At 50.3% G+C, this 12637-nt stretch carries 10 protein-coding genes; 9 read left to right on the top strand and 1 reads right to left on the bottom strand.

Annotation, left to right across the window (positions count from 1 at the left end):
• Positions 1-127: 127 nt before the first annotated feature.
• The 9 genes from FCL45_RS02975 to FCL45_RS02935 all read left to right on the top strand — a co-directional run bounded on the left by FCL45_RS02975 (position 128) and on the right by FCL45_RS02935 (position 8078).
• Positions 128-544, top strand: a complete 417-nt coding sequence (locus FCL45_RS02975) for a DUF2721 domain-containing protein (RefSeq protein WP_136796118.1) — start codon at positions 128-130, stop codon at positions 542-544.
• Positions 545-591: 47 nt separating this feature from the next.
• Entirely contained in the window at positions 592-2727 is a 2136-nt protein-coding gene (gene rlmKL, locus FCL45_RS02970; protein WP_136796119.1) for a bifunctional 23S rRNA (guanine(2069)-N(7))-methyltransferase RlmK/23S rRNA (guanine(2445)-N(2))-methyltransferase RlmL, read from the top strand.
• A gap of 159 nt (positions 2728-2886) precedes the next feature.
• Entirely contained in the window at positions 2887-3288 is a 402-nt protein-coding gene (locus FCL45_RS02965; protein ID WP_136796120.1) for a response regulator, read from the top strand.
• 116 nt (positions 3289-3404) lie between these two features.
• Positions 3405-3776, top strand: coding sequence for an Hpt domain-containing protein (locus FCL45_RS02960; protein WP_136796121.1), 372 nt, complete (start codon positions 3405-3407; stop codon positions 3774-3776).
• Positions 3777-3866: 90 nt separating this feature from the next.
• Positions 3867-5429, top strand: a complete 1563-nt coding sequence (locus tag FCL45_RS02955) for a response regulator (protein WP_167495679.1) — start codon at positions 3867-3869, stop codon at positions 5427-5429.
• A 159-nt stretch (positions 5430-5588) separates the two neighbouring features.
• On the top strand, positions 5589-6632 hold the full coding sequence (locus FCL45_RS02950) for a 3-oxoacyl-ACP synthase III (protein WP_136796123.1): 1044 nt from the start codon (positions 5589-5591) through the stop codon (positions 6630-6632).
• Positions 6632-7201, top strand: a complete 570-nt coding sequence (amrA, locus tag FCL45_RS02945; RefSeq protein WP_167495680.1) for an AmmeMemoRadiSam system protein A — start codon at positions 6632-6634, stop codon at positions 7199-7201. Before FCL45_RS02950 ends, amrA begins: the two co-directional genes overlap by 1 nt.
• Positions 7201-7827: a hypothetical protein gene (locus tag FCL45_RS02940; RefSeq protein WP_136796125.1), complete on the top strand. Its 627-nt coding sequence runs from the start codon at positions 7201-7203 to the stop codon at positions 7825-7827. The genes amrA and FCL45_RS02940 overlap by 1 nt, the downstream gene beginning before the upstream one ends.
• A 47-nt stretch (positions 7828-7874) precedes the next feature.
• Positions 7875-8078, top strand: a complete 204-nt coding sequence (locus tag FCL45_RS02935; RefSeq protein ID WP_136796126.1) for a hypothetical protein — start codon at positions 7875-7877, stop codon at positions 8076-8078.
• On the opposite strand, the gene FCL45_RS02930 is transcribed toward FCL45_RS02935, so the two are convergent.
• Positions 8020-12558 carry an ATP-binding sensor histidine kinase gene (locus FCL45_RS02930; protein ID WP_136796127.1) on the bottom strand — a complete coding sequence of 1513 codons (4539 nt, stop codon included), beginning with the start codon at positions 12556-12558 and terminating at the stop codon, positions 8020-8022. The genes FCL45_RS02935 and FCL45_RS02930 overlap by 59 nt on opposite strands.
• Positions 12559-12637: the final 79 nt, after the last annotated feature.

The following is a 12637-nucleotide window of genomic DNA, read 5'->3' as shown; positions in this document are numbered from 1 at the left end:
GCAGGGAGCCCACCTCCGCAGGCAGGGCCGGGAGAATCCGGCGTTTCACTGTTTCAGCGTGCAAGACAGCACCCTCTGCCTGTGATAATGTTGTGAAAACGAATTGAAGTCATGGAGAATGAAAATAATGGATATTACCCTAACCACACCCGCTCTGTTGTTTCCTGCCGTTGCCTTTCTGCTGGTTGCCTACACCAGCAGATTCCTCGCCACCGGAGCGCGAATACGTAGCCTGCATGAGCGGTATAGATCAACATCGGACGCAATTGTTTTAAAACAGATTGTCAGCCTCAAGCGCAGGGTTGTCCTTATTAGAAATATGCAGGCCTGTGCAGTGGGCGGGCTTTTTCTGTGTATCTTCTGTATGTTTGTTCTGTTTGCCGGGTGGACACTTTTCGGTAAAATACTTTTCGTGTTGGCACTTGCCATGTTTATGGTCTCTCTGTCTATTTCCCTGAAGGAGATACTTCTGTCTGTTGACGCCCTGAACCTGGAGTTACTGGATATAGAAAATCGGGTGACGGACCTGGCCAGGGATAAATGAAATTCAGGAAAATCCAGAATGTTAATTTTACTATCGTGTAGATAATTATGTTGATTTTTGCAGCAACCTGCGGAGCAGGAACTGAAGCCCTGGTGGCCGGAGAAATAGAAAACTTTGGTGCTTCCGAGATAGTAGAGGGGAGAGGTGTCGTTACCTGGAGGGGTGAGATCGAAAGCGGTTATCGAGCCTGTCTCTGGTCACGATATTCTTCCAGGGTTTACCTGAAGATCGCCGAATTTCATGTGAAAAATGAAGAATCGGTCTATGAGGGAGCGCTCTCCGTTGACTGGCAGGAGCACATGGGAAGCTCCACCACCTTCGCTGTTGATTGCACAGTTGCAGCAAAAGCCCTGCAGATCCACAGCAAGTATGCTTCGCTCAAGGTTAAGGATGCCATTGTGGACCAGTTCAGGGATCGGTGCGGGGAGCGTCCATCGGTCGATACCGGCAGACCTGGAATCCGGGTTCACTTACTCATACGGGAAGATGTTGCAGAGCTGTCCATTGACCTGTCCGGCGAGAGTCTCCATCGCCGGGGTTACCGTGTTGATACAGGCATTGCACCTCTTAAAGAAAACCTCGGCGCCGCTATTGTGAAGCTCAGTGGCTGGCTTGATGGGGGGGGCGGTCCGCTGATTGACCCCATGTGTGGTTCTGCGACGCTGTTGATTGAGGCTGCCCTTATGTATGGTGATTCCGCCCCGGGCTTGTCGCGTAACTATTTTGGCTTTATGGGGTGGCGGCAGCACGATAGAAAGCTTTGGAACAGGCTCGTTGATGAAGCCATGGGCCGTGAAGATGATGGCTTGCAGAAGGAGTGGCCACAGATTATCGGCTACGATTCAGATATCCAGACTGTACGAACCGCTCGGAAAAACCTGGTTCAGGCCGGCCTTGAGGATAAAATTCATATCGAACAGCAGGAGTTGGCGTTGCTGCAGCCTCCGGTGGATTCGGAGAAAGGCATGTTGTTGTCAAATCTGCCCTTTGGTGAGCGTCTCTCAGATGCCGAAGAGGTTTCCTGGCTCTATCGGGCTATTGGCAATAAGGCGCAGGATTTGTTCCAGGGCTGGAGGCTTGGCGTCTTTATCGCCAACCCGGAGTTGACTGATAGTTTCGGACTGAAGTGGGATGACAAGCACCGCCTTTATAACGGCTCGCTTCAATGCCGATTGCTTACGACTGTTGTAGCTGGGAGGGAACCGGTCGATTTTCGGTGGCAGTTCAACCCTGAACCGGCTGAGGGTGAAGGTGCCGATTTTGCAAATCGCCTGAAGAAGAACCTGAAAAAGGTGCTGAAGTGGGCGGAAAAGGAAAACATCACCTGTTTCCGGGTGTATGACCGTGACCTGCCCGAGTTTAATATAAGCGTTGATCTTTACGAAAAATGGGTGCATGTGCAGGAATACGCACCTCCGTCGAGCGTCGACAAAAAGCTTTCATCCGCACGATTCCAGACCGCCTTGAGGGCTATCAGGGAAACCCTTGGGCTTCGTGCCGACAGGGTCTTTATCAAGACCCGTGAGCGACAGCGGGGCAAGCAGCAGTACCAGAAAAAATCGGCCAGAAAGAAAATGCACGTGGTGCGCGAGGGAGAGAGTCTTCTCCTGGCCAATTTTACCGATTATCTCGACACCGGTATTTTCCTGGATCATAGACCGGTTCGGGCAAAAATTCATTCCATAGCCAAATCAAAAAGGTTTCTGAACCTGTTTGGTTATACCGGCACAGCGACCGTTCAGGCGGCCTCGGGGGGTGCCGCGTCGACCGTTACCGTTGATCTGTCAAACAACTATCTGCACTGGGCGCGAATGAACCTGGCGTTAAACGGTTTCGATACCCGCAAAAACAAGATTGTTGCTGCAGACTGCATGCAGTGGTTGCGAGAGGATCAGGGAACCTACGACCTGATCTTCGTCGATCCGCCAACTTTTTCAAATACCAAAAAAGATAAACGTGTGTTTGACGTGCAGAGGGATCATGTGGAGTTACTGACAAACTGTATGGAGCGATTGTCGGAAGACGGACTGCTGATTTTTTCAACGAATTATCGAAGATTTACTCTCGACCCGGAAATGACAGAGCTGTATCAGGTTGATGATATAGGTGACAGCACCATTCCCTTTGATTTTTCACGAAACAGGAAAATTCATAAATGCTGGGAGTTTAGAAAACGAGGATAATTCGCCGAAAGGCCCGGCAACAACGGCTATCTAAATTTCCTGGTTGACCAGTATCGTGCTACAATTAAGCAGTTGCCCATCGCGGTTTTTATTTCCGCGATGGGCTGGTATCAAACTTACTATAACGTCTCGCACAGACCGTTTTGATACTGGAATATTATGAAAATCCTTATCGTTGAAGATGACTTCCTGACACGATCACTTCTCTCGGCCCTGCTCTCCGAGTACGGCGTCTGTCATGTTGCTGCGAACGGTGAAGAGGCGCTTGCTGCGGTTACCAGGGCTTATGCCGAAAATTCGCCATATGACCTCATCTGCCTGGACATTGTTATGCCGGTCATGGATGGTCAGAAAGCACTTCATGATATCCGTCAAATAGAAGAAAAACATGGTATCTCGGGGCTTGATGCCTGCAAGGTTATCATGATAACCGCCCAGGATGATTCCGAGAACATCATGCGTGCCTTTCACCAGGGAAAGTGTGAAGCGTATCTGACCAAGCCACTCGATCGTGATAAACTTTTGTATCACCTCAAGGAACTGGGACTGGTGGCCGGGTAAAAAATATGTTAGCCTGACACGATGGTGGTGCTCAGTCGGAGGGGGCCGCTGGTGAACAGGCAACTGCAGCATGATCTGAATTGTCCTGATCACGAAAATAGAGGGGCCCTGTGGACATGGAACAGCAGCTACCCCGAAAATACCCTTTACCAATTAACACTCAAGCACTTAAGGCACATTTTGCCGATAAATATCAGTTTAATGAGGAGCAGGTCGAACTGATGTTGCAAAGCTCAAGGGAATCGCTGCAGGCCATTCTGGTCAGGGCTCACCATGCTACCGATGGCCAACAGCTTGATTTTGAAGAAATGGCGCGAATAGGCCACAGTCTGAAGGGGCTGTTTCTCAATCTTGGCGAAGCAAAATGGGCGGGAGTTGCAAGAGAGATGGAAGAAGGTGCTAAGCAAAAAGATATTGATAACTATTTAGAGATGGTAGAGGGGATTCGCCAGGGAGTGTTGGAGATTCTCCACTATGGTGAGGAGTAAAGCCGCAACTCGAAAGGCGGACCAAGAGCGGAGTTGAACAGGTCGAGGGGACCCTTGATGGGGGAAAAAGAGAGAGCAAAAGGGCAAAAAATGCAAAGTAAAACAAGCGAACTGAGAGCATTACGAGAGCGGATTGCTACTCTGGAAGAGCGCGTGCACCGGGCTGAGCGGGCAAGTCTGATCAAGAGCGAGTACCTGGAGAACATGAGTCACACCATCCGTGACGCGGTAAATGGGGTAGTGGGCATGACGACGTTGCTCTATGACACGGTACTCAACCCGGAGCAGGAGCGATATCTCGAGATGATAAGCACTTCGGTGGACAGGTTGCTTGAAGGAGTTGGTGAAGTACTGGATTACGCCAAGATTGAAGCGGGCCAGCTTGAATTGGAGCCTGTGGATTTTAATCTGAAGGCCAGCCTTGATAACAGTCTGTATCTCTTACGCATTGCAGCTGAACAAAAGGGGCTGACGCTCGGTTGCGAAATCAATAAAGATGTGCCCGAAAACATCTGTGGAGATCCCAAGAGAGTCGTCCAGGTCCTCACCAACCTTATCAGTAATTCCATAAAATGTTCAGAGCGTGGCGACATCTCCATCCAGATCAGTAATGAGGGGTATGATGAAGAAGATAACCTGGTACTTCTCTTTACCGTAAGGGATCAGGGGGAGGGTATCGAGCTCTCAAAACAACAGGATATTGTTCAAGCGTTTGATGTGGAAGATTTTGGGCAAGTGCATCCTGGGGGGGGCGTGGGGCTTGGTCTTGCTATATGCTTAAGACTGGTCAGGCTTATGGGGGGCGAGATCGGCATGGCCTCCGGCGACCTGGGGTCAAGCTTCTGGTTTACCGTACCTTTTAAGGAGGTGGCAGGATTCCAGACAGAACAATCGCCGGATCGGCAGCAGGAAGCGGCACACTACGCCTTGCAGGGGGCAAAAATTCTGCTCGCTGAAGATGAGCCGATCAATCGACTTCTGACGGAAACCATACTTACCCAGGCGGGAGCAGAAGTTGTATCTGTTGAAAATGGCAGGGAGGCTGTGCAACGAACAGCAGAGGAGAGTTTTGAACTGGTCCTGATGGATGTACAGATGCCGGAACTGGACGGTCTGGAAGCAACGAAGCGCATAAGGAAACGCGAGAGGCAACATGGTTCGGGCCGGGTGAGGGTGATAGCACTCACTGCCCTGGCCATGCAGGGAGACAGGGAAAAGTGTCTGCAAGCCGGAATGGATGACTATCTGGCGAAGCCAATAGATAAGGGATCCTTGTTGGAAATGCTGACCCGCTATTTGACCAGAACAGCATTGGTTATGATCAGCGATGTAGTTGATCAGCAGACAACCGTTCGAGCTCTGGTCGAGGAGGGTTGGGAAGTCACTATTGCAGAATCTCCACGTTCAGCACTTTATGAGGCTTCCTTGAATCGGTTTGATCTGGTCATTCTCGAGACCGGAGATGCTGTCTCAGGTGGACTGGAGGCTGCCAAGGTCATCAGAAAGCTCGAGGAATACTCAGGGAGAAGGGCGTATATTTTTGGGGTAGTGGATAAACAGGAGAGTTCTCTGCCGGAAGGGTTGGATGGCAGTCTCAGGCAACCACTCACCAGGGACGATCTACATGAGGTGCTGAAACAGGTCTCGGCTTGAAAAGGTGCAAGAACGGCCCACTGCTGAAAAAGAGCGGAAGCTAAATCTCTTGTTTCATCGTCCAAGGCACCGTATAATGCACGGCTGGCGGAATGAACCCTCACCTTTAACCCCTAATCGCGCTTTTGGGAAACCAGACAGCATTTATATACGGCAGTTATGATCAGTTACTCCAAGGTTTGTCTCGATACGTTCGGCTATGAACTTCCTCCCCGCACTCTCACTTCAGAAGACATTGAAAACAGACTTGCTGAAGTTTATGAACGCTTAAAGCTTCCCCAGGGCAGGCTGGAGCTGATGAGCGGTATCCGCGAGCGCAGGCTCTGGCCCGATGGAACCCGCCCCAGTGAAGCGGCCACCATGGCAGGTGAGGCAGTTTTTGCCAATGGTGATATAGACCGGACTGCTGTTGAATGTTTGATTTTCACCTCTGTATCCAGAGATATGATGGAACCGGCAACTGCCTCTTTTGTTCATAACGCCCTTGGGCTTCCCTGTACCTGCCTTATATTTGATATATCGAATGCCTGTCTCGGGTTTCTGGATGGGATGGTGATGCTGGCTAACATGATCGAGCTGGGCCAGGTGCAAAACGGCCTGGTGGTCTCGGGTGAGACCGCGGAAGAGTTGCTTGAGTCTACTATTATGGCTTTGGTCGACAACAGGAATCTGAGCAGGAAAACCATTAAGCCGGCCTTTGCCTCTCTTACCATCGGCTCCGGATCAGTTGGTCTGTTTATGAGAAAGTGCGGAGATGCTGAGACCAAACCGAAATTGGTTCACGGCGCCTGGCAGGCTAACACGGCCCACTCCGACCTCTGTCATGGCAATCAGGCGGGCGGAAAATCGACCCTGATGGAGACTGATTCAGAAGAGCTGTTGCACCGTGGGGTGGAGACCGCACACCAGACCTGGAAACTGTTTTCCAGTAAACCGGGCTGGGGAGCAGGGGATATAGATGGTTTTTTCTGCCATCAGGTTGGAACAGCCCATGCGCGATTACTGTTCGATACCCTGGGGCTTGAGCTGGATAAAAACTTTGAGACCCTGGCGTCGTTTGGCAATGTCGGATCTGTATCCGCGCCCATCACCCTGGCCCGGGCGATAGAGGAAAATGTGTACCGGCCTGGTCACAAGGGCGCACTGCTTGGAATCGGCAGTGGCATTAATTGTCTCATGCTTGGGGTTGAGTGGGGGAAATAGTGACTGGAACAGTCGACAAGAAGCAGGCAGCAGTACTGTTGAACCTGGCCCGGGAAGCGATTGCAGCCCGTCTGCGTGGGGTGGCGTGCAGTGTCGATATTCCGGATGAAGCGGTTTTCAATGAAGAGGCGGCGACCTTTGTAACTCTGAAGATCAAAGGTGCCTTAAGAGGATGCATGGGCAACCTGGAGCCATCATTGTCACTTTGGACGAGTGTGAGCGAAAATGCGGTAAAAGCCGCGTTTGGTGATATGCGCTTTATGCCGCTCAGCCTTGAAGAACTGGATGAAATTGATATTCATATTTCCGTGCTGACCAAGCTGGAACCCCTGGCCTATGATGAAGGTGAAGAGTTGCTGCACCGCCTGCGACCGGGAGTGGACGGTGTTGTCTTGTGCCATGGTAAAGCAGGAGCGACGTTTTTACCTCAGGTCTGGGAGCAGTTGCCGGACCCGGAGCAGTTTTTAGGCCACCTCTGCAGAAAAGCAGGGCTTTATGAGAGATGTTGGGAGAAAGACCATCCCGATATATTTGTTTATCAGGTACAGAGTTTTGGTGAGGAAGATTGATGAAGGAACTGGTATTACCCGCAGATCTCACAGAGCGTCTCGAGAGTCTGTATGTAGAGATGGAAAAGCAGTACAACAACGTGGCGAGAGCGCTCGGGTTTGGTTGTGAGGGGTGTTCCGACAACTGCTGCGATTCGTATTTTCTTCACCACACCCATGCGGAGTGGGCATATCTCAGGCAGGGATTTCTGCTGCTCGACCAAGAGCAGCAAGAGACGGTTCTGGCACGCTCTAAAGAATATCTGGAGCAATCGCAAAAGATATTGGCCAAGGGTGAGCGGCCTCAGATAATGTGCCCCTTAAACGAAAATGGTCTCTGTATTCTCTACAAGCACAGGCTGTTGGTATGCAGAACTCATGGTGTACCTGCGAGAATGCGTCGCCCTGATGGGCAGACCCTGGAGTTTCCTGGTTGTTTTCGTTGCCAGGAGATTGTTGCCGAGCGTGAAAAGAGTGGATTGAAAACCCCAAGGGTTGACCGAACAAAGCATCTAACGGAGCTGGTCAATATTGAAAGCGAGCTTTTGGAGTTCAAACGCCACCTCTACCCCAGAGTCAAGCTCTGTATTGCAGAGATGATAGTCAAAGAATTCCCGACCATTCCCACGCCCCATTGTGAGAGGTGAAGCGGTTTGGTTGATGAAGATTGGTTCATATATAAACGAGAAGTGCTATGAGTGATAAAGAACCTGGAGATCTCTGGGAATCTCTTGGCAGCCTGGATGAGTTTGAGGCGATGCAGGTGCTGACGAGATTATTTTCTATTTATGAAGGGTTACTGGAGAACGATCCTGAAAACCCCGAGCAGCTGAAATTTTTTAAAAATCTTGAACAGGCTCTGGGAGTTGTTCAGGAGTGTAACCTGAACCGGCGCTGACTTTCGGCTCCGGTTTCGTGTCTGGAGGAGCTTGCGAAGGTTGATCCGGGCTTGTGGCGGCCGCGTCTCCGGAGGTCACTGCCGGCAATGAAATGGTAAACGCCGTGCCTTCAAAAGGTTTGGAAACAAAGTTGAGGCTACCATTGTGGTGCTTGATGATTCCGTAGGAGATCGCCAGGCCAAGGCCTGTACCGTCTTCCTGCTTTTTAGTCGAGTAAAACGGCTCGAAAATACGGCCCTGATCTTCATAGGCGATACCTGCGCCGGTATCCGCTACTTCTATTTCAATGGTTTCATCTCCCTTTTTGGTGGATATTCTCAGCTCTCCACCATACTGTCGCATTGCATCTACCGCATTCATGGTCAGGTTGAACAATACCTGGGTGAGCTGGTCCTCGATAAGCAGGATCTCCTCCATTGAGTTATCAAAGGTCTTGGCCACCCTGATCCTGTTGGTAGCAAAATGTTTCCTTTGGAACAGGAGCACCTTGTCTATCAACTGGTGAATATCAACTGTGTCGAAACGACCGGTAGAGGGTTTGTTGAACCGCTGCAGATCCTGGATAAGCTTTTTCATACGACCACACTCTTCAAGACCAAGCTCAAGTAACTGTTTGTCTGCGTTGCTCAGATCGTGGCGTTTATAAAAATCCTCGATCAGGTAGCGGACTCCCATCAGCGGATTGCCGAATTCATGGGCAACGGAGGCGGAAAGTCGGCCCAGAGCGCTCAGTTTTTCGGCATGCAGCAGCTGCAGTTGGGTTTCACGTCGTTTTTCAACTTCCAGGTTCAGTCGATTTACAGTCGATTCAAGCTCTTCAAAGAGCGAAGAGTTTTTCAGCGATATTGCCGCCTGGGTTCCGAGGAGATGCAGGAGTTCCTGACGATCTGGCGGAAAAGCTCCGGTGACGATATTGTTTTCGAGGTAGAGTATACAGAAGATCTCGCCCTGGTGAATAATCGGCATACAGAGCAGGGAGCGGGGCATTTTCTTTAAAATATATGGATCGCTGGTGAACAGTCCCTCCTTGCAGGCGTCGTTAAGCACTACATCGGTGGCACTGTTTATCACATAATTTATAATCGCCGGAGAAGCTACATCCTGCTCGGTTATTGAGGTTCGTGTCAGTTTAACCCTCGAGTTGCGGTAGATCGATCCGTGGACCCTGATATACCATTCATCATCATCTTTTAAGATAAGAAAGCCACGTTGAGCACGGCTGCTTTCCAGTACTATCCACATCATCTTTTTCAACAATTCTCCAAACACCACTTCATCACTGAGAATTCGGGATGCCTTGATAACCGTCATCATATCCAGGCGGGAACCACCCTCCACCGGAATAAGCGAGGTGGCGTGGTCGTTGCTGTCGTAAACTGTCCCGCTATCGCTGCCCTCATAGGGTGAACCATTGACTATCTCCATGCTGTTGAGCTGGCTCACTTTGGCCTTGGCACCCCAGCGATGGTAGCAATAGCGAGCTTCTCGCATATACATCCTGGCTATATGCTCTTTTTTACGATTTTTATAAAAACGTGATGCAAGCTCATAGGCTAATGCTTCTTCGTGCAGGAATTCGTGTTCTTTGGCAAACTGTATAGCCTCATCATAAAGCTCCATTGCTCGCTCGGTTTTCCCTTTTATCCGTGCAAGTTCAGCTTCGATGAGCCGATATCTGTGGCCGTGATTCTGTGGGCTGAGGGTCGCCCAGCGCCGCAGTTTTCTCGTATTGCTGCGTATTAACTGCAGGTTTATCAGACGTCGGGTAACGCTCTGGGTTTTGAGCCTGGTTATCCTGGCCAGGCAATCATAGAAGACGTAAACGGGATAGAGAAAGGTCGAGGTCAGTTTGTGAACATGGGGTCTGGCCAGTTCAGAATAATAAAGAGCATGTTTGTAGCGGCCAAAAAGCACAGCATGGATAAGTTTGACCACGTTGGCCATGCAGTATGAAATAGGGTCATGGGAATGGGGAAAACCTGCCAGGAGAGCACTCTCGTCGAAGAAGTTGCCTTTTAGGCGAATGTGGTTTTCGCTTTCCCCCATAAGATTGGCGGTAGCCTGGCGAAACATCTGAAGTCGCGTCAAAATAAGCTGCTGCCGGGTTTCTGTGGCACGAGAGATGAAGTGATCAAGCTCTGAGCGCAACAAGCTGAGACTGTGACCGAGCAAATAGCTGTGCATAATAATGGTAAAGGTCGCATTTCCAGCGGATGTTCCATCGTACTGGCGCTGGCAGTTGAGCAACATTTCCCTCAATTTAGGAAGGGTATTTTTGAGGTGGCTTTGCCAATGCGCCATATAAACGTTGTACATCAGCGTGGGCTGGCAGTTGCTGTTTGCTCCGGAAATTTTCTTTTGTAAATCGAGGGCCTGATTGCCCCGGGCACAACCGCGCCTGACCAGTTTGTCAGAGAAGAATGTGCAGAGCAGAAAGCCGTGGACCATATAACCGAGGATGGAAAACCTTCGGTCGTTGCCCCATTTCAGCGACAGACGGATGCTGTGGGCAGAGAGCAGGGGCAGAAGTTGTGAATTGGTCAGCAGGGCGGCTGTGGTTACATCATAGAGAAAGCTGATAATCGCTCTGGCAGTCCTGTCCTGCATTTCAGGGAGGCTGTCCAGTTGCCTGGGCGATCGGAACATGTAGCGAAACTCTGTTGATAAGAGCGATCTCCAGGCTTTGAGTCTGCCGGGATATCTGGGGATATGGATATCAAGCATGGCAAGTGCCTCAAGACTTGCCGAGAATGCCTTGTCATATTGATTCTGAGCCTTTAACGCCATGATGTAGGCTTTATAGACGTGGCATTTGTCGTAGATGTTTTTTGATTTGTCGCAGACCTCCCTAAAGAGCCGCTCCACTTCACTGTATTTTGCGCAGAGAAAGGCGCAATCACACGCCTCTATGTGCAGTCCTATACAAAGGGAGTATTCACCTTGCCAGCTGTCGTGATCCAGACACTTCAGGCCTGTTTGCAGATAATGGTAAGCCGAGGAGTGGTCAGAGAGCAATTTAGCTTTGATTCCCGCCGACAGGTTCACATGGGCCAGTTGAACTCTCTCATCTCTTGAACCGATGAATTTCAGGCTGTGGTTGAGATGGTTTGATACTTCATAGAGGCGCCTCTCATACTCCCTGGTTGGCAAAAACTGGACCAGGTATTGTCCGACCCTGAAGCGAATTCTCGAGACTTCTTCGGCTGCCAGTTGAGAAAAAAGCGTATCCCGAATCATCTCATGACTGAAACAGTATGTACACTCTTCGGGTTGGTCTTCGCTGGCTGGTGAACAGGTCACCCCGCTATTGGCTGCTATCAGATTATCGGGAGAATCCTGCACCAAAAAGCCTAGCTGCACGGCATACTGGAGTTGTTCCCGCGTTGTGTCCAGGGAGACTCCGTTCAGTTCGCTGAGGAGTCTTATCGTGAAATATTTCCCGCTGCAACAGGCTGTAACGAGCAGCTTTTGACACTGCTCAGGTAAAGTGGCGAGTCGATTTTTTAAGAGCGTAATGGTGCTTTCAAGTGGAGAAATTACGGCTATATTCTCATCAATCCAAGCCCATGAGTTGCTTTGCTGATCACGATAAAGAATTGCGTCGTCATGGAGTTTATGGAGAAATTGTATCAGGCGCAGAGGGTTGCCTCCGGTTATCCGATTGCAATGGCTGACAAGCGAGGAAAGATTGCCGTTAAAGCGAATAAAGGCGTTGTGCAGGAGTTTTTCCACCTCGGCCGCACCCAGCGGGGCAACCAGGATCTGATCAACTTTCGGGTGAAGAGTTTTGAGCTGTTCAGTGAATTCACTGAAGTGACTTGGGTAAATGTGTGCTGGGTCACGATGTGCCGCGATAAACATGACCCGTGAAAGATCTGTCGGGTCGAGGATATTTATGAGGAGCTCCAGGTTAGCCCTGTCAGCCAGGTGCAAATCGTCGATAAAAATTATCAGGGTTGAGTGTGCCTGGCTGGCGGCTCTGATAAATTTTTTTGCCGCTATGGGAAATGAGAGTTGTTCCTGGGGGGTAACCTCGTCGTGCTCGTCACTGGCGGGAAGAAGGTCTTCTATTTCCGGACAAATCTCTGCCAGCACCCGGGCATCACCCTTGATTGTGCGATGCAGGGCCTTTTTCCAGGAGGCAATTACATCTGGATCACGGCTCAGAATCTGTCTGGCCAATTGTTGCAGGCAGTGGGAGACTGCGGCATATGGGGTGGATTCGGATCTGCGCTGAATGCTACTGGAGAGAACGAAGGTGGTTTTACCTGCCGCGGTGGTTAAAAATACCCGTGCGAGAGCGCTCTTGCCAATACCGGCCTCGCCGGAGATCATGGTAAATACAGCGGAACCATGATGCGCATTCTGCAGGCCTTTGCGCAGTAGTTGTAATTCATGCCAACGGCCATAAAGTGCGGGGGAAAAAGTAAAGGCACTTTTAGCAGCCTGGGAGGCGGGGTAGCCGACTATGCTGGACAATGATCGATCTCCAACTGTTGCAAAAGCTCCATAGGGTGAGCTGACAGCACTGTGATAATGAGGGGATTATCACAAATGT

Origin of the sequence: Desulfosediminicola ganghwensis (genome assembly GCF_005116675.2) — a bacterium.
In the GTDB taxonomy this organism is placed as follows: Bacteria; Desulfobacterota; Desulfobulbia; order Desulfobulbales; family Desulfocapsaceae; genus Desulfopila; species Desulfopila ganghwensis.
This window is presented reverse-complemented; position numbering and strand designations above follow the sequence as displayed.